The 19148-nt window shown below is 45.2% G+C and carries 20 protein-coding genes and 1 pseudogene; 14 read left to right on the top strand and 7 right to left on the bottom strand.

The genetic code is table 11. The features are described from left to right. Window positions 1-33: 33 nt before the first annotated feature. Complete coding sequence (locus AB4154_RS16135; RefSeq protein ID WP_017063759.1) at window positions 34-2514, top strand: EAL domain-containing protein; 2481 nt, start codon at window positions 34-36, stop codon at window positions 2512-2514. A 180-nt stretch (window positions 2515-2694) separates the two neighbouring features. Here the strand turns inward: AB4154_RS16135 and AB4154_RS16130 are convergent, their stop codons facing one another. Continuing rightward, window positions 2695-3291: a tRNA-uridine aminocarboxypropyltransferase gene (locus AB4154_RS16130; protein ID WP_061025678.1), complete on the bottom strand. Its 597-nt coding sequence runs from the start codon at window positions 3289-3291 to the stop codon at window positions 2695-2697. A 2-nt stretch (window positions 3292-3293) separates the two neighbouring features. After that, window positions 3294-4838 (bottom strand): COG3650 family protein, encoded by a 1545-nt coding sequence (locus AB4154_RS16125; RefSeq protein ID WP_372123551.1) that lies wholly within the window; start codon window positions 4836-4838, stop codon window positions 3294-3296. Window positions 4839-4877: 39 nt separating this feature from the next. Here AB4154_RS16125 and AB4154_RS16120 point away from each other — a divergent pair, with 39 nt between their 5' ends. After that, on the top strand, window positions 4878-5345 hold the full coding sequence (locus AB4154_RS16120; protein WP_017061021.1) for an EVE domain-containing protein: 468 nt from the start codon (window positions 4878-4880) through the stop codon (window positions 5343-5345). Between the two features lie 87 nt (window positions 5346-5432). Here AB4154_RS16120 and AB4154_RS16115 read toward each other — a convergent pair whose 3' ends face one another. After that, window positions 5433-6260, bottom strand: a complete 828-nt coding sequence (locus AB4154_RS16115; RefSeq protein ID WP_017061022.1) for a Cof-type HAD-IIB family hydrolase — start codon at window positions 6258-6260, stop codon at window positions 5433-5435. A gap of 182 nt (window positions 6261-6442) precedes the next feature. Further along, a complete protein-coding gene (locus AB4154_RS16110) occupies window positions 6443-7423 on the bottom strand; it encodes an alpha/beta fold hydrolase (protein ID WP_229648281.1) in 981 nt (326 codons plus the stop codon). 81 nt (window positions 7424-7504) lie between these two features. Here AB4154_RS16110 and rhtB point away from each other — a divergent pair, with 81 nt between their 5' ends. The 7 genes from rhtB to AB4154_RS16075 all read left to right on the top strand — a co-directional run bounded on the left by rhtB (window position 7505) and on the right by AB4154_RS16075 (window position 13987). Continuing rightward, window positions 7505-8122: a homoserine/homoserine lactone efflux protein gene (gene rhtB / locus AB4154_RS16105; protein ID WP_017061024.1), complete on the top strand. Its 618-nt coding sequence runs from the start codon at window positions 7505-7507 to the stop codon at window positions 8120-8122. A 45-nt stretch (window positions 8123-8167) separates the two neighbouring features. Beyond that, window positions 8168-9388 carry an EAL and HDOD domain-containing protein gene (locus tag AB4154_RS16100; RefSeq protein WP_136974439.1) on the top strand — a complete coding sequence of 407 codons (1221 nt, stop codon included), beginning with the start codon at window positions 8168-8170 and terminating at the stop codon, window positions 9386-9388. Between the two features lie 99 nt (window positions 9389-9487). After that, entirely contained in the window at window positions 9488-9829 is a 342-nt protein-coding gene (locus AB4154_RS16095) for a metalloregulator ArsR/SmtB family transcription factor (protein ID WP_017063763.1), read from the top strand. Between the two features lie 173 nt (window positions 9830-10002). Continuing rightward, the gene (locus AB4154_RS16090; RefSeq protein ID WP_017061027.1) at window positions 10003-11004 is read left to right on the top strand and encodes an ArsJ-associated glyceraldehyde-3-phosphate dehydrogenase; all 1002 of its coding nucleotides are present in this window, start codon (window positions 10003-10005) and stop codon (window positions 11002-11004) included. Between the two features lie 21 nt (window positions 11005-11025). Further along, the gene (locus AB4154_RS16085) at window positions 11026-11517 is read left to right on the top strand and encodes a cyclin-dependent kinase inhibitor 3 family protein (protein ID WP_017061028.1); all 492 of its coding nucleotides are present in this window, start codon (window positions 11026-11028) and stop codon (window positions 11515-11517) included. Between the two features lie 96 nt (window positions 11518-11613). After that, entirely contained in the window at window positions 11614-12834 is a 1221-nt protein-coding gene (gene arsJ / locus AB4154_RS16080; protein ID WP_029235159.1) for an organoarsenical effux MFS transporter ArsJ, read from the top strand. A gap of 139 nt (window positions 12835-12973) precedes the next feature. Then, the gene (locus tag AB4154_RS16075; protein ID WP_102488288.1) at window positions 12974-13987 is read left to right on the top strand and encodes an acyltransferase; all 1014 of its coding nucleotides are present in this window, start codon (window positions 12974-12976) and stop codon (window positions 13985-13987) included. 60 nt (window positions 13988-14047) lie between these two features. Here AB4154_RS16075 and AB4154_RS16070 read toward each other — a convergent pair whose 3' ends face one another. After that, a complete protein-coding gene (locus AB4154_RS16070; RefSeq protein WP_017061032.1) occupies window positions 14048-14377 on the bottom strand; it encodes a DUF2500 domain-containing protein in 330 nt (109 codons plus the stop codon). 244 nt (window positions 14378-14621) lie between these two features. Here AB4154_RS16070 and AB4154_RS16065 point away from each other — a divergent pair, with 244 nt between their 5' ends. The 4 genes from AB4154_RS16065 (at window position 14622) to AB4154_RS16050 (ending at window position 17678) form a co-directional block, all read left to right on the top strand. Continuing rightward, complete coding sequence (locus AB4154_RS16065) at window positions 14622-14996, top strand: hypothetical protein (RefSeq protein ID WP_004736595.1); 375 nt, start codon at window positions 14622-14624, stop codon at window positions 14994-14996. 927 nt (window positions 14997-15923) lie between these two features. Continuing rightward, complete coding sequence (locus AB4154_RS16060; RefSeq protein ID WP_102321186.1) at window positions 15924-16544, top strand: lysoplasmalogenase; 621 nt, start codon at window positions 15924-15926, stop codon at window positions 16542-16544. A 90-nt stretch (window positions 16545-16634) separates the two neighbouring features. Beyond that, a complete protein-coding gene (locus AB4154_RS16055) occupies window positions 16635-16871 on the top strand; it encodes a YecH family metal-binding protein (protein ID WP_017061034.1) in 237 nt (78 codons plus the stop codon). 222 nt (window positions 16872-17093) lie between these two features. After that, on the top strand, window positions 17094-17678 hold the full coding sequence (locus AB4154_RS16050) for a YhgN family NAAT transporter (protein WP_017063768.1): 585 nt from the start codon (window positions 17094-17096) through the stop codon (window positions 17676-17678). A gap of 117 nt (window positions 17679-17795) precedes the next feature. Here the strand turns inward: AB4154_RS16050 and AB4154_RS16045 are convergent, their stop codons facing one another. Beyond that, window positions 17796-18062 carry a DUF1145 domain-containing protein gene (locus AB4154_RS16045; RefSeq protein WP_016784000.1) on the bottom strand — a complete coding sequence of 89 codons (267 nt, stop codon included), beginning with the start codon at window positions 18060-18062 and terminating at the stop codon, window positions 17796-17798. Window positions 18063-18072: 10 nt separating this feature from the next. Beyond that, window positions 18073-18675 carry a 16S rRNA (guanine(966)-N(2))-methyltransferase RsmD gene (rsmD, locus tag AB4154_RS16040; RefSeq protein ID WP_017066764.1) on the bottom strand — a complete coding sequence of 201 codons (603 nt, stop codon included), beginning with the start codon at window positions 18673-18675 and terminating at the stop codon, window positions 18073-18075. 230 nt (window positions 18676-18905) lie between these two features. On the opposite strand from rsmD, the pseudogene AB4154_RS16035 reads away from it, so the two are divergent. Continuing rightward, window positions 18906-19148: pseudogene (locus tag AB4154_RS16035) on the top strand (signal recognition particle-docking protein FtsY); the annotation flags it as partial.

The raw sequence follows: 19148 nt of genomic DNA, 5'->3' as shown, positions 1-19148 counted from the left end.
TAATAAATCATTAACGTAACGATTAATGTGAATATGCAGTCGACTTCTCTCCTGATACAAGACATTGAGCAAACCCAACGTGAATTGGAAAAGATAGATTTTCATCAACATGAAAGCCTACTGATTCAGGTGTTTTCGTCTTTCGAGAAAGGTTCTGTTTTGGCTGCCTGTCAAGTGATTCAATCGACTTTTCCCAATGCCAAATTGATTGGTTGCAGTGCTAACCACTACATTAGTCAAGGTGTCATCCTGCACCAAGGTCTTTATCTGATTGTTACCCGCTTTGACGCGACGTCTTACTCTTGTGGTGTTGTCGAATATAGCGAACAACCATTGCTCGATAGCCACGCTATGTGGCAACAGCTTGAGTGCAATGATAATACTCAAAGCATCATCTGTTTCGCAGACCGCTTGCAGATAAATAACCGAGATCTATTTTCAGCGTTTGAGCAGTCGATGTATTCATTACCGATCTGTGGCGGTGCATCGACCATCACAGATAATGGGCGATGGGTGATGTTAGACGGCATTTGCTATGAAAATGCCTATGTGATGTTGGCGCTGCACAGTGTTGAGCTCTCCATCGCTAAGGGTTACTACACTGAATGGAATCCGATTGGTCGAACTTTTCGAGTGACAGGTGCTCAAGAGAACCGGTTGTTGGAACTGGATGGGATGCCTGTTCGCGAACTCTACAATCGTTACCTCGCTGATGGCCTCGAAGTGCCTTTTGAGCAACTGCATAACTTTCCCTTGATGGTCGGTGACCCGAAAGAGCAAAACATTCACTTACCGCTCAAGGTAACGGAAAGTGGAGAGATAGAATTCAGCGGCCTGTTCCAAGTGGGCGATGAGGTCCGGTTTTGTTATGACCATCCATCACTGACCTTAGAGCAGATACGACTGGGCGTGCAGCAGATCGCCTCTCATAGGCCAGAACAGTTCTTCATTTATAACTGTACATCTCGTATCGACTTTATTGATGGCAACCAAGAGGTTGAGGTTTTCCAAAAATTGGCCGACAGCTATGGCGTTTACTGCATGGGAGAACTTTATCAAGAGAATGGCCAACAGCGAATCTTGCACCATAGCCTCACTTATCTTGCGCTTAGAGAAGGCGAGGGTAAGGCGGTATTGCCATTAGAGACGCAACCCGCGACCAACATATCCCCTCTGTTTTCATTGATCCGAAATGCACTGCTTGATGTCGATGACATGAACAACAGTATGGCGAGTAAGATTCAGCAGCAAGCCACTGCATTGACGGCAAGCTACCGAATTGATCACCGTACTGGCTTACCCAATCGAAGTGTGTTGCGTGAGAAGCTGTCGAAAATGAGCAGTGATAGCCACTTGCTAGCTTTGAAGGTCACGACCTTTGGTCAGATCAATGAGAAGTACGGCTATCGAGTGGGTGACAAGCTTCTGCATGATTTGAGTGAGTACTTTCAAAAGGCGCTGTGGCAGTTCTTTGATGAGGGCTGTCAGCTCTACAGTATCGGTATTGGTGAGTGGGCGGTGGTGTTTGATAGTTGGGCGAGCCAAGAACATATCCACCAGCGATTCTCGGAATTTGCCGATCAAACCGAGCATGTGAATTTTGAGCCTACCGGTTTACCCGATATTGATTACTTGTCGGTGTCTATCTGTGCGGGTATCGCCAGCCGTCGAGATTTCCCGACTACCTCTATTGATGACTTATTGTTGAAGGCGATTGATGCGAGGCGCAGCGCTGTCAGCCAGAACAAGCACCTAGTGAGCGCCAAGGCACTCATTCAATTGGAGAAGCATCGCCAAGAGCAACTTGGTTGGCTGTCGTGCGTGAGTCGCGCGGTGCTTAATCAGAATATTGTGGCGTGCTCTCAGCCCATAGTTTCAGCACACAGTCATCAGGTAGAGAGCTACGAGTGTTTGGTTCGAATTGAAGAGGACGGTCAGTTAATTGCACCGGGTAAGTTCTTGCCAATCATTGAAGGAACCCATCTCTATACACGCCTCAGTCGTCAGATGATAACGCGCACCTTCGATTTTATGAGTCAGCGAACCGATTCGTTCTCAATTAATTTAGCGCCACAAGATTTCAGCAATGAGAAAACCATTCTTCACCTTGAACAAGCGATCAAGAAAATCAGTCACCCACAGCGTATTGGCTTGGAGGTGTTAGAAACGGAACAAATTCAGGATTACGGTCGCTTGATCGAGGTGTGTAATCACTTCCGAGATCTTGGTGTGAATATTATTGTCGATGACTTTGGTTCGGGCTACTCGAACATTGATGAGATCTTGAAACTGGAACCACAAGTGATAAAGCTTGATGGCAGTTTAATTCGCAATATCGATAAGGATAAAAAGCAACGCAAGATAGCCCAACAGCTGGTGAGCTTATGTCAGATTCTGAATGCTAAGACGGTGGCGGAGTTCGTACATAATGAACAGGTGTGTCGAATCGCAGAGGATATGGGTGTCGATTACCTGCAGGGTTACTACTTCGGTCAACCTCAGCGCTTATTCTGATAGGGAGAGTAAAATCTCTTTTCAACGAACAGCTAGAGTGTGCGTTTCACGTGAAACACTAAATGGTTCAATAGATTAAAGTACAATGTGAAAAGGGTGAGCTTATGGCTCACCCTTTTTGTTTTTAGTATCTGTCCCGTCCTGAAATGTGCTTATTGCCTTCTCGCGCTCCTGCTTGATCTATTTGAGAGCGTGGCCACATTTGTCGGCGTGGAATACTTTTAGATACTGTTGGTAGTAGTCATCAATGAGCTTGGCAGGTTCGCTTTCACCTAAAGATTTGAGTAACTCAATACCCACTTCGCAAGTACACAGATGGCCACTGTCTTGATTGCGGCGCAAGGTGTAAGAGGATTCGCTGGTGATGTCGAGGTGAACTTGTGGGACAGCTTGTAACCACGAGCTCTTGTTAAGCATCTTCTTCGCTTCTTGCCATGTGCCATCCAAGATAATGAATAGCGGTTTTCGACTCATGGCTTGGGTCATCACTGCTTGCTGACACTCGATGCTTTGATCACTCGGGAATAAAAGAAACGGTTGTCGTGTTTCATCTTCAAGCAGCGCCATTAGCTCAGCTGGTGGTGTTTTCCTTTGCCACACAATGGACTGACACTGCTCAAGGGATTGCTGAAGCAACTTTCCGGTGTTGGTGTCTCGTGACAGCTCATTCTCATGAGTCAGTAGGACAAGATCGGTTTGGCTTTCAACCGTCGGTATGAGATGACAAACGCACTGGTGAGTGAAGCCACAACCATGGCAAGCTTGTTGGTTACTCATCTTTACAGCTTAGCTCCACTTTGTGCAGGTGATACACCATCAGCAAACAAAACCACGTCGCTGATATCAGCATCATCTGCAACTGGAGCAACACTTGGGTTAAGTGGGTAACTCACTCCAGAGTATGACAGTGTGTGTTTTGCAGGTGTTGCACCGCCGCCACTGACATTGAAGATCAGATCCTGCCAGCCGTGGTTTTGCGATTTACCTAAGCGTATGTCGCCCTTAACCAGTGTCACTCGGCTATTGAAGCGCCAGTTATCTTGATGGTTTTCGAAAATCAGCAGTGTACAGCCACCAGAACCACACCAGTCGAGCTGGGCAAACAGTTCTTCCTTACCATCGCCATTTAAGTCGTAGGTTAACCAGCGGTACTTAGTATTGTCTGGTGAGGTGTTATTGATCTTAAAGTATTCGCGGATCGTTTGGTCGACTTTTTGATCAAGTTGATCGCTGGAGTTCACCTGCTTTGCGGTTAGATCAACGTTAGCGGTGGTGTTTACTTGCGCTTGTGCATTCTTAGCTTCGAATAGCACCAGACCGCCATTGGCAATCGGGTAGACAACGTTGCCCACTTTCTCTTTTTCAGCGACCAGCTTGCCGTTATCGAGCGTGAAGATGCGCTCGGAGATCAAATACTGTTGCTGGTGGCGAGTCATAACCACTTGTACCTGATTTTGGTTCAGTTGCTGCCAGAAGCCTTGTTCAACAATAGAAGGGTCTCCATTGCTGTACGAGTATGTCGTAATGGCGCTGTGGTCATCGTTGAGCTCAAGGTTGATAGAGAATCCAGTGTTCTGCGTTGAGCTAGCGAAGTAGAGTCCGCTCCAGTCCAATGTTGGATCTTGGTTAGAAACCGTTGCACAGCCATTATAGTTACTGTCATTGAGGTTAAGCTTGGCATGCCATCCATAGATAGAATCGCTCATGCCGTCGCTGCAACTCTCTTTTGTAAGGTTGAGTTTGCCTTGCGCTGCTTTACCTTCTAATTGGTAATCACGACTGCTTGGTGTGGTGCGGCTTGATTCAATATCGAGGATCTGTGGCTGTTCGCCCATCTTAGTGTATTTGAGCTGGTCTTTATCGAAGCTTGCTGACCAGAAGGGTTCATTGCCGAATACACGTGTTGAACGCAGGGGTTGGTCACAACGATCAGGGTTTGCTGCGGTTAGGATGTTCACTTGGTCAACCACGAAACGCGCTGTGAAATCTGCGTTATAACCCGTTTGGCTCGGCACGGTTAGGTGACCAATCAGCTCGCCATATAAGGCTTGGTAAGGTCTCGTTGAGAGCCCTTGTGCTTCTAACGCTAACTCTGGGGATAAGTCTAACCAGTATTGTTGTTGGCTACCGCAAGGAGTGAAGGTTCGGCTTTCATGGCCAACCACCACCTGACCACGCATGATGAAGGTTTGCGGTTGAATGCTCAGTGGCTCATCCAAGTTTGCTGGGGGCTGTTCAGGTTGTTGCGGCGTATCAGGTGCCGTAACACAGCCTTGTAGAGCGAACGCGACTAGCCATGTCACTGGGTTTTTCATTACCTTCATGTTATATCTTCCTCGGAGCAACCGTTAATTGGATTTATTATGGCATATTGGTTATTTAAAACAGAACCCGACACCTTCTCTATTCAGACTCTTAGAGTACAAAAAACCTCTTGTTGGGAGGGTGTACGCAACTATCAGGCTCGAAACATGATGCGTGATGACGTCAAGCTTGGCGATCTGGTGATGATATACCACTCATCATGTAAAAAAGTTGGCGTAGCGGGGATCGCTAAAGTAACCAGAGAAGCCTACCCAGACCACTTTCAGTTCGACCCTGAGAGTGATTACTACGATCCTAAGTCTTCACCCGATAACCCACGCTGGATCATGGTGGATGTCGAGTTTGTGCGAGTGACTGAGCGCTTGATTCCTTTGGTTACGCTTAAAGCCATGCCTGAACTCTCCGAAATGCCCTTGGTGAAACGCGGTAATCGCTTATCGATCATGCCGGTTACCGAACAAGAGTGGCAGGCAATCTTAAGCAAAGAAGTGTTAGGTTCTCGATAGCGTTAGAGAGAGCTTTTTACGTAAGGTTCAAAAAAGGCAGCCAGTTGGCTGCCTTTTTATTTATTCAGATCTGTTCAACGAGCGAGATTAGAGCAGATGCTTTTCTAGGTAGTGAGCAACGGCATCGTCTGCGTTACTGCCAATCACTTCATTGTCAGGTAGTGCTTTCATCACTTTCTCATGTGATGTACCCATGATTAGACCTTTACCCGCCATAGCCAGCATTTCAGCGTCGTTCATGCCATCACCAAAGGCAACACAGTTATCCAGAGTCAGGTTTAGTGATTTTGCAACAGCGTCTAGAGCGTGGCCTTTAGAGACTTCAGCTGCCATCACTTCCAGACACCAAGGTGTAGAGAAGGCGATGTTCAGTTTGTCGCCAAAAGCATCTCTTAGCTTTTGTTCAAACGTGACGAGATATTCGTGGTCTTGTTCTGGATGTGTGAAGAAGACTTTCGCGATGCCTTCGCTTGGTGCGTTTTCAGCTTCAAAGCGCTTGTAGCTAAAGCCAGACTCACTGTGGAATTTAGCCAACATTTCATCTTCACGGTCTAGTAACCAATCTTCATTCTGGTACATGTGAATAAAGAGGTTTGGATCTTGGCGCACAATATCAATAACTGGCTGAACGAGTTCCTGAGGTACGTTCTGGCTATACATCAGTTGATCGTTTTGGTCATGCACGCGTGCACCGTTTGAAGTGATCATGTACGCCGGAATACCTGCTATCTGACGAATACCCGCCACATCGACGTGGTGACGACCCGTAGCGAAGATGAAGGTATAACCTTGGTCGTGTAATTTCTTAAGCGTTAGCTTGGTAAAGTCGCTTAGCTGATGGTTGGGAGCCAAAAGCGTACCATCTAAATCAGAAGCAACAATTTTCACGGAATCTTTTAGTGCAGGAATACTCATTTAACCCTCATTGCAAAATGCTTAACCAATATTGACGCTAGCCAGCGCTAGAATCGTTTTAACTACAATATCTCTAGGTAGAAATTGTATGCCAAATTCATGCAAGAAAAGAGGGCAAAGCTCACTTACTTCTCTTCCTCTTTAGCGCTTATTTTCTTGGTAGGTTGCTTAGCCTATTAGCTCTAGGCGAAAAACTGATTGATCGCATCCAGTGTTTGATTGCGATATTCATCCTGCTCAAACAACACCTCATGCCTAGAACCCTCAATCAACTTAAACTGACAATCAGAGTTGGTTTTCTTCAGCTTAGAGATGAACTTTACTTGAGCACTGTTACTGACAATCTTTTCATCCCCAGCTTGAATCAATAGCAGAGGGATCTTGATTTGACGAGTTTGTTGAATTGCTTGCTTGGCGGCCATTAACCCTTGCCACACCCAACGCGTGCTTGGTCCACCCACCTGCAAAGATGGAGACTCGTCATATAAGCGGCGGAACCACTGATAGCGAACCTTACTGTGGCTCAGTAAGTTGTTTTCAAAAGGCTTCGAATAATATGCTTGCTGGCCCGGCGCGTAAGTTGGCTTGGCATAAAAAGCGGTAAGCACTTGTCCAACGATCATCGCGATAGGTTTCAGGTACCACTCGGTATTGATACCAAACATCGGAGCGCACAGAGTCACCTTATCAAACGGGTGGTCTGGATGGGTTTGTAGGTAGCGAGTGGCAATGGTGCTGCCCATTGAGTGTGCGAGCAGGTAGCGATTGGAATACTTACTGAGATCAAAACTGGCAATGACGTCAGACATGTCAGATGCATAATCATCAAACTCATGAATGTGACCAATGTCAGAGTCTGTTACCATACGTTCAGACTGGCCTTGACCTCGGTGGTCAAATGAATAAACGTCATAGCCTTGTTGATAAAAATCATAAAAGATTTCTTGGTATTTTTGGCAGCATTCGATACGGCCATTTGAAATCACAATAGCTTTGCTGTGCTTTTCTGAGGTGAGGCTGCACCAGTACAGTTTCTTTTTACCAGACGATGTTAAATACCCCTCTTTTCTTTGTTGCCAAAGAGCGTTGATCGGGTGTTTAATCGCATGATCGAACTGAGGTTCTTGAGTGTAAGGGAAGGTGGCTTCGCTGTGGTTTTCCATGGGAAATTACCTGAACTGATGCGTGTGAGAGCTTTATTGCTACTAATGTTGTTAGATTAAAGAACTAGTAAGGAAATGCAAATGGATACTCATGTCTGGCTTGCTTATGTTGTCACAGCGATTTTGTTTAGCTTGGCTCCGGGCTCGGGTACCGTTAACTCAATCAGTAATGGGCTTAGCTATGGCACTAAAAAGTCACTCGCATCAATTGTTGGGTTACAGCTTGGTCTTGCGTTTCACATTATGCTGGTGGGCGCGGGTATCGGTGCACTCGTTGCTAAGTCTGCGTTGGCGTTCACCATCATTAAGTGGGTCGGCGTGGTGTACTTACTTTGGTTAGGTATTCAAAAGTGGCGTGATAGCTCGAGCCTAGTAGCATCTGAAGAAAGCTCTACTCTGTCGAGTGGCAAACTGCTGAGAAACGCTGTGCTTATCAACCTAACTAACCCGAAATCAATCGTGTTTTTGGTGGCTTTGTTTCCTCAGTTTATTGACCCTACACAACCTCAAGCACCTCAGTTATTAGTGCTAGGTGTGACGACAGTATTCATTGATAGCGTTGTTATGTTGGGTTACACCTCATTAGCGTCACAAATGGGACGTTTTATTCGCTCTGATCGCATAATGGGTAAGATAAATAAAATATTTGGTGGTATGTTCATGGGCTGCGGTGCTTTGCTAGCTGCCGCGAAAGCTTAGATTAAGCGACTGAGTTATAGTTAAACCAATCAGAGTTATCAAGAAATGACCGCTACATACGTTGCTCGACAACCTATCTTAAATCGCAAGAGGAATACACTCGGCTATGAGTTGTTATTTCGCGATGGAGAAAAGAATGCGTACCCAGCGCATATTGAGTCTAATCGAGCAACGTATCGTCTGATTGTTGAGAACTTCTTGTCTGTTGGTCTTAACCCTTCTATTCCATCTTCACGCTGCTTTATCAACTTCCCTTATCAAAGTTTGATTCGTCGACTGCCCTTAAGTTTGCCGAAAGATAAGGTGGTGGTAGAGATTCTGGAAACCTGTAAACCAACAGATGAATTGTTGGAAGCGGTTAAAGACCTTTACCAAGCGGGTTACATGATTGCCCTAGATGATTTTACTTCGACCCCAGAATGGGAACGTTTCCTTAAATACACGCATATCGTAAAGCTCGATATTATGCAGATGGGTTTGGATGAAGCGTGTGATTTGGTTAGGGCGCATCAAGGGAAAAAGTTTAGCTTTTTGGCGGAGCGCGTTGAGACCGAACAAGAATTCCAGCAAGCCAAAGAGGCTGGCTTTAAGTTTTTCCAAGGTTACTTTTTCAATAAACCGGAAATCATCAAGAGTAAATACATTAGCCCTGAGCAAGTGATTGCTATGGAGCTGTTTCAAGAAGTGTGTAAGCCCGATGTGGACTTTCAACGGGTGGAGAGCATTGTCGCGAAAGATGTGGCGCTCTCATATAAGCTGCTGCGTTTTGTGAATACTATGTCGCCGCGCCTTGAAGTGACCATCTCTTCTTTTCGTCAGGCTTTGGTGTATCTAGGTCAAGAGAAACTGAAAATGTTTGTGTCGTTAGCCGTCGCCTCTTATGTCTCTGATAAAAAGCCGAAAGAGCTGTATGGATTGTCCCTACAGCGTGCTCAGTTTTGTCAGCGTATGTCTCGCTATCAGGCATTTGAAGGGTATAGAGAACAGGCCTTTATGATTGGCTTATTCTCCTTGTTGGGTGCTCTGTTGGACTTGTCGTTAGAGAACTTAGTCGAGCAGTTGCCGCTGTGTAAAAGTATCAAGGTTGCTCTATTACGTAGAGAAGGGCCATATGGTACCTTGCTCGCACTTGAAGAGAGCTTTGAGCATGCCGATTGGCAACAGATTGATGAGCACTGCGCCGATTTAGGATTAAGCGTGGATCAGGTTAAAACGGAGCTTACTGAAGCGCGCCGTTGGAGCCATACCGTGACCAACAAGCTCTGATATTTCTTCGTTAAACTTTTATGACAATTGAAACGCACGCCTTGACGTGCGTTTTTTTATATCTAAGATATGTGCATATCCATATATGAGTATGTTTTTATGCTTCCTCACCAATTTTTTAAATTACTGTCCGATGAAACGCGAGTGCGTTGCTTAATGTTGATAGTTCGCAATGAGTGCTTATCGGTTGGTGAGTTGACTCAGGCATTGCAAGAAAGTCAGCCAAAGGTTTCACGCCATCTTGCGCAGCTGCGTTCAAACGGTGTTTTGATTGATGTTCGCCAGGGGCAGTGGGTGTTTTACCGCCTGTCACAAGATTTACCAGGTTGGATGCTAAAGTTAATTGACGACCTTATTGCATCGAACTGTTTGAAAACTGAATACCAGCAAGATATTGAGCGCTTAGAGTCGATGAACTCACGCCCAGTATGTTGCGTTTAAATACATTAAAACTTAATGCCGAAATAGTTGTAGTTGCAGCTAGGCGACAAGTGAACTTATCCCTATGAGCATAGTGGCTCTATGTAATTAGGGCGGCCGGCGCTCCGGTAAGTGAACGTAGTCAACAACGCTGCGGCTTCAAATATGAAGGCAATTAACTGAGAGAACAGAAAATGACAGTCAAAGTAGGTATTAATGGTTTTGGTCGTATCGGCCGTCTAGCACTTCGCGCAGCATTCGATTGGGATGAGCTAGAATTTGTTCAAATTAACGATGTTGCTGGCGACACAACAACACTGGCCCACCTTCTAGAATTTGATTCAGTTCAAGGTCGCTTTCACCACGAAGTAACTGCAGAAGGCGATGAGATGATCATTAATGGCCAGCGCATCAAGACCACACAAGAGCGCGACATCGATGCGATCGACTGGTCTGGTTGTGATGTGGTTATCGAAGCGACAGGTGTTCACCGTAAGACCTCTTTCCTAAACAAATACCTAGAGCAGGGCGTGAAACGTGTTGTGGTATCGGCGCCAGTGAAAGAAGAAGGCATCGCAAACATCGTTGTTGGTGTGAATGACAATATCTTCGACCCTGCGGTACACAAAATCGTAACGGCAGCGTCTTGTACAACGAACTGTATCGCGCCAGTGGTTAAGGTGATCAACGAGAAGCTTGGTATCGAGAACGCAGCCTTCACCACTATTCACGATTTAACTAACACGCAAACTATTCTTGATGCGCCGCACAAAGACTTACGCCGCGCACGTGCATGTGGCATGAGTCTTATCCCAACAACGACGGGCAGCGCCAAAGCGATTGTTGAGATCTTCCCTGAGCTAGAAAACCGCATCAACGGCCACGCAGTTCGTGTACCGCTAGCGAACGCTTCTCTGACAGACATCATCTTCGAAGTGAAGCAAGACACCACGGCAGAAGAAGTTAACGCGATGCTGAAAGAAGCGTCTCAGAATGAACTAAAAGGTATTCTTGGCTTTGAAGAGCGTCCACTGGTTTCTATCGATTACAAAGGCGACCAACGCTCAACAATCGTGGATGCACTATCAACGATGTTGGTCGGTAAGCGCATGGTTAAGATCTACGCTTGGTACGACAATGAGATGGGTTACGCAACACGTACCGCTGAGCTTGTTCGTACCGTTGGCCTTGCTTAATAAGAATCTGGAGAAGATATAATGATACATCCAACATGGCAACTAGACCTAGAGCAAGGTGCGCTAGTGCTTACTCCGTGCCCAGGCACAAAAGAAGCAACGCTTGATGCATCACTGGCTCAGCTAAAAGAGCAAGGCGTTGAAGCTATCGTGACAGCACTTGATGACCATGAGCTTGCAAGCAAAGACGTGGCGGCACTTGGTGAAAAAACACGTGCGTTAGGTATGCAATGGTTCCAGATCGAAATTGAAGACGACTGTGCACCGGGTGCTGGTTTTGCTGCGAAGTGGCAAGCAGCTAGCCCTGAGCTACATAACATCGTCGATAACGGCGGCAAGGTTGCAATGCATTGTATGGGCGGCTCTGGTCGCACTGGTTTGTTCGCAGCTCACCTACTGTTAGAAAAAGGCTGGGATTTGAGCAAGGTAGTTCAAGAGGTGCAGGCACTGCGTCCAGGTGCCTTCACTAAACCTATCCAGGTTGAATACATTAATGGCGTAGCGAATAGCTAATAGTCATCAGTGTTAGACAGGGAGCTTTTGGTATCTGGAGTGTTGAACTTATCATGATCCAAAAGCTCTTTTTGTTTAGATTGCAGAGATAGCGTTATGTTTTCAAATCTAAGTAAGAGCGTTCGCCAATACATGTTGGTGACTTTTAACTACTGGAACTTCACCATTACTGATGGTGCACTTCGCATGTTGGTGGTTCTGTATTTTTACGACCTTGGCTACAGTTCGTTAGAAATCGCCTCACTGTTCCTTTTCTATGAATTCTTTGGTGTGGTGACTAACCTAATCGGTGGCTGGTTAGGGGCGCGTCTTGGCCTCAATAAGACCATGAACATTGGGTTAGGCATGCAAGTCGTCGCCTTGGGTATGCTCGCGGTGCCAACGGCAATGCTGACCATTCCTTGGGTCATGGCGGCGCAAGCCTTGTCTGGTATCGCTAAAGACCTCAATAAGATGAGTGCCAAGAGCTCGATTAAGACTCTGGTTCCTGATGAACAACAAGGCGCGCTTTATAAGTGGATTGCGATTCTGACCGGATCTAAGAATGCGCTTAAAGGGGCAGGCTTCTTTATTGGTGGTTTACTACTTTCAACGATTGGCTTCCAATACGCTGTGCTTGCGATGGCTGCCGTGTTGGCATTGGTCTTCGTTGGCAGTGTGTTGAGCTTAGAAGCGGACATGGGTAAAGCGAAAACTAAACCTAAGTTTAAACAGATCTTCTCTAAGTCTGAATCCATCAACATCCTATCCGCAGCACGTATGTTCCTGTTTGGCGCTCGTGATGTGTGGTTTGTGATTGCTTTGCCGATTTACCTAGGCAGCGTGTTTGGGTGGGATCACTCATGGGTGGGTGGCTTTTTAGCGGCTTGGACCATCGCATACGGCTTTGTGCAGGGCATTGCACCCAAGATTACTGGTAAAGCACAAGGCAAGGTGCCTGATGGACATGCAGCGCTATTATGGGCGGGGGCGTTGGCTATCGTGACTGCAGGTATTGCCTATGCGGTGCAAATTGGCTGGCAACCCGAGTTCGTTATTATCGGTGGCTTGATGGTGTTTGGTGCCATCTTTGCGGTGAATTCATCGCTGCACTCATACCTTATTGTGAGTTATGCGAAAGGTGATGGCGTTTCTCTTGATGTCGGTTTCTACTACATGGCAAACGCGATGGGCCGTTTGATTGGCACGATATTGTCGGGCTTGGTATTCCAAATGGCCGGTTTGTCTGCGTGTCTGTGGGTATCTTTTGCGTTCTTAGCGATAACGACGGTGATCTCTCTCCGTTTACCTAAAGTGCCGCAAATCTCAGCAGCATAAGCTTCAGCAGCACGAGCTAAATTCGTATGAGCTAAATTCGCGATAAGCCTCTCCTTTAACACTAAGCTGACTTGGTATTTATTCCAGTCAGCTTTTTTATTGCTATAGTAGAATGATTGAATATTAATCAGGCATTTACATGAAGCAGCGAATTCTCTTTTTTGATTTAGCACGATGTGTTGCGGCCATAGCAGTTATCGCGATTCATGTTTTGGCGCCTTATCGGAATGAATTAGGCACTATTCCTTTCGGTGAGTGGCTGACCGCCATTACGGTGAACGGTTTCAGTCGTTGGGCGGTGCCGGTGTTCATCTTGATTACTGGTGCACTGATGCTCAGTGATCAGCGCCCGTTTGACGCCAAATACTACCTCAAGCGTCGTCTGGGCAAGGTACTGATCCCTTTCATTGTCTGGTCGCTTTTCTATACCTATCTGTCGGGTTGGTCGGCAATGGGCTTTGATGCCGACGTCAGTTGGGATGTGCTACTTAATAGCTACCATCATTACACCTATTACCACCTTGGTTTCTTCTATTACTTCATCCCACTCTATTTTGTGATTCCGTTCTTGCAGATCATGGTTAGAAAGTACGGTGATAGATCGGTCTATGCCTTTACGGCGGTATGGTTGTTCACAACATTGCTGTTCTTACTGAAAATCGATGGCCCTTGGAGTCACGAATTGTGGTTGTACACCGGTTACTTACCATTGGGTTACTTGCTGTATAAGATTGTGCCACTTAACAAGATGACCGTTGGCGTGAGTGTGTTACTGGGTGGGCTAGCGTTACTAACCACGGTTTACATGGTGGTTGATGCAAGCTTGGTAGCAGAAGAGTACACGGTAGGGCGCTGGCTATCTTACAAAACGTTGAATACCGTATTAGCGGCGAGCATGGTGTTCATGGTATGCCGTTACTATGGTGAAGGCCTGTCTGAGAAGAGTAACCAAGTGGTTGGCTTTATCAGTAAGCACAGCTTAGGTATTTACCTGCTGCACCCGATTTTCTTGTGGCCGATGAAAGAGTTTGGTTGGTACCAAGGACATCCGGCATGGGTTATTCCATTATGGATTGTGATCAGCGGAGCTGGCGCATTATGGATGAGCTGGTTGGTGTCTAAGTCAGAGAAAACGCGTTGGTTATTGCCTTAGCGGTGATTGCTAAGGCTTTCTGATGGATTGCTTAGGGACGACAGTTGAAGCGGCTGACGTTTAGCGCTTCAACGCAAAGTGTAAGAACTTATCGCCTTGGTAGGTTAAGGTTCCTTTGTCGCCAGGGTTAAGGGCGTGGAAATAGTGGATGCCGACTTGGAATTCTCGCTTCGGACCAACCACACCACGTTGAACGTAAATCCAGTACTCTTGATCTTCTTGGCCCGGTTCTGCGTCAGGAAGGTCGATCGATTGTTTGTCTAACACCGTGACATTCACTTTCTTCTCTGGCGCATTTTCACCTTGCGAGTGTTTTCGATAGAAACCAATAAATACCCAAGCCGCTAGAGCAGCGAGAGCAAAGATGGCAAAAAAGAGTGAATTAGGCATATAACCTCCATGTAGTCGTGATGGTTATTCTAGTCTTTCAGGCAATAGGGATATGTGTTTAAAGCCGTTATTCGTGAACTGTTGTAAGCCAAGCTGATTATTTTTCGGCAGACATCACATTTAATGGTCAGTTTGGGATAAAGCATTGTTATTTATTGTCTCTTTCTCTCGTAAATAACAGTGATTTTGTATAAGAATAGGGAAATGCTCGACTAGAATTATAGTGTGGAGTGGGAGGGCTAAGATGACCGATATTGAAAAAGTGGTGACAAGAACTCGCAATATAGAGAAATTATTGAGGCTTCAATATCATGCCGAAGGCGAAGGATTGCATGAGCTTGTAACAAGCTGTGAAGAAAGGCTACCGCACGATATGGTGAGCAAGCTGCGCTATATCGCAACGTGTCGTAATAAGGTAGTCAATGAACATGAGGCTAAGTTGGAAGACCAACATAAGTTCATCATGATGTGTAACGACTGTGAGAAGGAGCTGACTCCACGTAGTGGTCGTTTTATCTGGCGAGTTGCGATCTTACTGATGATGGCAATGACTTTAGCTGCCGCAGGTTTCTATTATGCGAACTGGGATGTGCTAACACTGCATCTGTTTTCGAAGTGAAAAAATTGAACAAAAAAAGGGACGCTCATGGCGTCCCTTTTTTTATCTGTAACTTGCTTAGTACATCATCGGTAGTGTCATTAGACCTACAACTACCGCGATCATTACAAGTCCTTGTCTTTGCGAAGATGAAATCATAACACTACTCCTAAATTTGGTTGTCTCTCGCTATGTTTTAAAGAATAGCACTACTTATGGCCTTAGATCAAGAATTACTTTCGAAAGCTTTAAAAGTAGTAGAAAACTATGAGTTTTTGGCTTGTTTGGCAGTGTTTAACTGTGTTTTATGGTGTGTTCTTAATTTGTTCGTTGTGATTTATGTTTGTTCTAATTTGATTTAACTTGTTGTTTTGTAATGGTTGTTTTGTGTAATTTATATTGTTAAAGGTTGTTAAACTGTATTAATAGAGGTTGGTGGTGGCTAGGTTGGTTTTGGTTGGTTTTTTAAGTTTTCGGCTTGGTTTTTGTGGCGATTTTTACCGGAGGCTTGAAATAACCTGACAAAACTGGGCGTTAAAAAAGAAAACTGGCTACTTTACAAGTCTAGGCTTGGTTGGCGTTTTTATTTTCCTATTAATCTTGAGTTTGTTTACTTAAGTTATTGTTATTATTTACTTTAAATGTGGTTATTTTAATTTTTAAAGTGTGGTATTTTACGGAATTAGGCCGGTTTTGGTGGGGTCGATAGGTTAGAATTGGCCAAAATTCAAGTATGGCGACTCTAATGCCAGTTTGAATGGGTTTTATGATGATTCGTTCTAGTTTTAAACGAATGGCCATTGTCATGGTGGTAATTGTTACGACTTCAATCTAAAGAGACTCTTTTTAGTGGAAGCGTAATCAAGATCCAATTTTGAGGGGCTGAGGCTTTACATCAACACTCGTGTGCCTAGACTGGCGACGATTTAAAGCAATAGGGCAAGTGGTATGTGGAGTTGGTTAGCGGTTTCCTTATCTGGTATCGGAGCAATAGCAGGAACGAAACATGGACATATCGGTCAGGCCTTATCGTATAAGGTATTTACCTTTGTATTATTAGCGACAATTGCTTTAACTCAGTCGGTTGTGGCTGACTTTACCTATTGGATAGTTGCGGGGTTGGCTATCTCTGCGATCGCAGATGTGCTTCATACTCTCACTCAAAAACGCCCTCTGCATTTTGTCTGCTTCTTATTGGCTCAACTCTGTTACAGCAAAGCTTTTTGGTTACAGCTATCAGGTGAAATGGTTTGGTGGTTGTTCGCGCTGTTATTGGCAGCTTGCGTTGTTGCTTTCTTCTTACTTCTACCTCGCTTAGACAAACTCGTCTTTCCTGTCGTTATCATGGGTATCGTGCTTATTCAGCTTGCATGGGCTTCTGGTGAGCTCTGGTTGCTTGATCCTCAACTGTCGCATGCGGTCGGTTTTGCCGGTTGTGCCGTGTTGCTGCTTTCAGCATTGGCGTACGCGCTAAATTTCTATCGTAGCCCAATTAAGGGTGCCTACTTTTGGGTGACGGGCAGCTACTTTCTGGCGCACGCTCTCATTGTTGCTTCCCTTACCATTTAGAGTAGAGCTCGCTTAACTCTGAGCTACATCAAGGCAGCTCAGATGAAAGTAGGTACTCTACGTCTACTTCATTAAACATGAGATTGAGTTATGACTACCGAAATTCATGCACACAACGTTTTAAACCTACTGAGTGAAAAGCCACTGACTCGTGAAGAGTTGACGCAAGAACTCGCTCAAACTTATGGCGCAGAAGCGCGTTTTCATACGTGTAAGCTGAACGGTCTGGATTTAGATGGATTGCTGAAGTTTTTCCTGAAGATGGAAAAGGTCGTGGTTATTGATGACAAGCTTTGCACTAATCGCGAACGTGTGTGTAACCACTAATTCCCAGAGATTTGGTTTTTAGAGCCTTTTGGCTTTTATCGATAAGAAGAGTGGATGCGACGTTTCGGCTTCACTCTTTAAATTCTCTTTTTCCTTTTTCCTTTCTATTTGCTCTCGCAAAATTCCCTTCTAATTACATAAGTTAATCCTTTTATTACTGCGTTCGAAAATCAATGTTGAGGCTGCTATACTCCGCGCACTTACGCTTTTCGAGACAAACTTATGGAAATTTTATCTGCAGCAACCATGCTGTTTCTTATTATGGACCCGCTTGGCAATCTACCAATCGTGCTCTCTATCCTTAAGCATATTGATCCGAAGCGTCGCCGTATTGTTCTTGTTCGTGAACTGATGTTTGCGCTGGTTATCCTGCTGTTGTTCTTGTTTGCTGGTCAAAGCATCATGAACTTCCTGCACGTGCAGCCTGAAACCTTGAGTATCTCTGGCGGTATTATTCTATTCATCATCGCGATTAAGATGATTTTCCCAAGTGCGGGTAGTATTACTGGCCTCGCGGCGGGTGAAGAACCGTTTATTGTGCCGATGGCGATCCCAATGATTGCTGGCCCTTCAGTGATTGCGGCATTGATTCTGTTGTCGACACAGCACCCTGACAATATGTTAGAGCTTTCAGGCGCAGTGATGCTGGCTTGGGGTGCTACCTTCTTTATTCTGATGTTTAATGGCTTCTTCCTGCGAGTGCTGGGAGAGAGAGGTCTTAAAGCCATCGAACGCTTGATGGGCTTGTTGTTGGTTATGCTGTCGACGCAAATGTTCCTCGATGGTGTGAAAGGCTACATGGGCTAACATCAATATCATTGCTGAATAAAAAAACGCCGCTTAAATGAGCGGCGTTTTTGTCTCTACTGTTTCTGTCATGATGTTTTCTGTAGCTAAGCGTTTTATATCTGGGCTTAAGCTCGATTACATCATGTGTTTGCGTCGGATATCGAGTAAGGCGAAGACACCGAAAATCAATATTGACCACTTCTCCCAACGTGACATCTCGATCTTATCGCCGAATGCACCGATGAAAATCAGCATCTGCAGGCCGTGCATGAAGAACAAGAATGCGGTCATGATATAAAGCGCAATCGCAGCATTACCCGGAAACGGGTAGAAAATATTTACGATTAAGATAAACCAAACAAAGGCGATGGCTGCTTTTGCTAGTGGAAGCAAGAACTTCATTCAATAACTCCTATTCTTCAGTGATTCGATTGAACAGTCGGTAGCTTGACTGTCCGGTGGTCTTGTCGCGATGCAATTCCCAGTTCTCTGGCATAGCTTCGAGTTTCAGTTCTTTCTCTGTCTCGACGTAAATGATGGCATTGTCTGCAAGCCAACCGTTACTCTCAAGCAGTTGTACTGTTTCTGCCAGTAAGCCTTGACGAAATGGTGGATCAAGGAAAACCATATCGTAAGGCGTGCCCGGTTTCTTAAGGAAAGAGATAGCATCAGTATTCACGACATTAATGTTGTCTGCCTTGAGCTCTTTCGCGTTATCAGAAAGCTGTTTAGCCGCCTTTTGATTCATTTCGAGCAGTGTCACCATTTTGGCTTGGCGAGAAGCTGCTTCAAAACCTAGACCGCCAGAACCGGCAAATACATCCAAGCAAGTTGAATGTGGGATATCTTGAGCCACCCAGTTAAAGAGTGTTTCTTTTACTCGGTCAATGGTTGGGCGTAATCCTTCTAAATCATGAACAGGCAGCTTTCTACCTCTCCATGAGCCACTAATAATTCGAACAAAGCCTCCGGATGGCTTTTTTTGTGATGTGTTTTGCTGGCGACGTCTTACCATAGATTTTTTGACCGCTAATAAAGTGATACTATACCGAGCCCAATTTAAGTGGGTTCGTGTATTAAATAAATTTGCAATGACAAAGTGTATCAAGCTAAAAGCAAACTTATCACTGCTTTGTCATTTTTCTTTACTATTCGTTTGTACAAGCTTGTATTGTATAACAATAGCAAAGAGTCGACGTGTATTAAGTCAATACAGCTAATTAGTAGATCTAGGAAACTCCTCTGATGACGGAAAAAAAGAAGCGCGGATTATTATCGTGGCTTGGTTTTGGTGAAGAAGAACAAAGCCCAAAAACTCAGAATGAAGCGAACGTAGAAAGCGTTGAAGATCAAACTGAAGTTGAATCACAAGTTGAGGCTGAACAGGTCGCGCCTGAAGCTGAACAAGTTAAGCCAACTGAATCTGAGCAAGCGCTTGAAGAAGCTCAACAAGAGCAGCAACCTGTCGCAGCAGAAGCAGAAGCAGAA

The organism is Vibrio sp. 10N.286.51.B11 (assembly GCF_041469245.1).
Classification (GTDB): Bacteria; Pseudomonadota; Gammaproteobacteria; order Enterobacterales; family Vibrionaceae; genus Vibrio; species Vibrio crassostreae_C.
The sequence above is the reverse complement of the archived record's forward strand: the minus strand, read 5'-3'. Positions and strand labels throughout refer to the sequence as shown.

Coding starts and splice junctions, on each gene's coding strand:
- AB4154_RS16050 (WP_017063768.1), top strand. CDS start 17,094: ATGGAAATTTTATCTGCAGCAACCATGCTGTTTCTTATTATGGACCCG.
- AB4154_RS16095 (WP_017063763.1), top strand. CDS start 9,488: ATGCTTCCTCACCAATTTTTTAAATTACTGTCCGATGAAACGCGAGTG.
- AB4154_RS16065 (WP_004736595.1), top strand. CDS start 14,622: ATGACCGATATTGAAAAAGTGGTGACAAGAACTCGCAATATAGAGAAA.
- arsJ (WP_029235159.1), top strand. CDS start 11,614: ATGTTTTCAAATCTAAGTAAGAGCGTTCGCCAATACATGTTGGTGACT.
- AB4154_RS16085 (WP_017061028.1), top strand. CDS start 11,026: ATGATACATCCAACATGGCAACTAGACCTAGAGCAAGGTGCGCTAGTG.
- AB4154_RS16110 (WP_229648281.1), bottom strand. CDS start 7,423: ATGGAAAACCACAGCGAAGCCACCTTCCCTTACACTCAAGAACCTCAG.
- rhtB (WP_017061024.1), top strand. CDS start 7,505: ATGGATACTCATGTCTGGCTTGCTTATGTTGTCACAGCGATTTTGTTT.
- AB4154_RS16045 (WP_016784000.1), bottom strand. CDS start 18,062: ATGAAGTTCTTGCTTCCACTAGCAAAAGCAGCCATCGCCTTTGTTTGG.
- AB4154_RS16135 (WP_017063759.1), top strand. CDS start 34: ATGCAGTCGACTTCTCTCCTGATACAAGACATTGAGCAAACCCAACGT.
- AB4154_RS16060 (WP_102321186.1), top strand. CDS start 15,924: ATGTGGAGTTGGTTAGCGGTTTCCTTATCTGGTATCGGAGCAATAGCA.
- AB4154_RS16090 (WP_017061027.1), top strand. CDS start 10,003: ATGACAGTCAAAGTAGGTATTAATGGTTTTGGTCGTATCGGCCGTCTA.
- AB4154_RS16075 (WP_102488288.1), top strand. CDS start 12,974: ATGAAGCAGCGAATTCTCTTTTTTGATTTAGCACGATGTGTTGCGGCC.
- AB4154_RS16070 (WP_017061032.1), bottom strand. CDS start 14,377: ATGCCTAATTCACTCTTTTTTGCCATCTTTGCTCTCGCTGCTCTAGCG.
- AB4154_RS16100 (WP_136974439.1), top strand. CDS start 8,168: ATGACCGCTACATACGTTGCTCGACAACCTATCTTAAATCGCAAGAGG.
- AB4154_RS16055 (WP_017061034.1), top strand. CDS start 16,635: ATGACTACCGAAATTCATGCACACAACGTTTTAAACCTACTGAGTGAA.
- AB4154_RS16115 (WP_017061022.1), bottom strand. CDS start 6,260: ATGAGTATTCCTGCACTAAAAGATTCCGTGAAAATTGTTGCTTCTGAT.
- rsmD (WP_017066764.1), bottom strand. CDS start 18,675: ATGGTAAGACGTCGCCAGCAAAACACATCACAAAAAAAGCCATCCGGA.
- AB4154_RS16130 (WP_061025678.1), bottom strand. CDS start 3,291: ATGAGTAACCAACAAGCTTGCCATGGTTGTGGCTTCACTCACCAGTGC.
- AB4154_RS16125 (WP_372123551.1), bottom strand. CDS start 4,838: ATGAAGGTAATGAAAAACCCAGTGACATGGCTAGTCGCGTTCGCTCTA.
- AB4154_RS16120 (WP_017061021.1), top strand. CDS start 4,878: ATGGCATATTGGTTATTTAAAACAGAACCCGACACCTTCTCTATTCAG.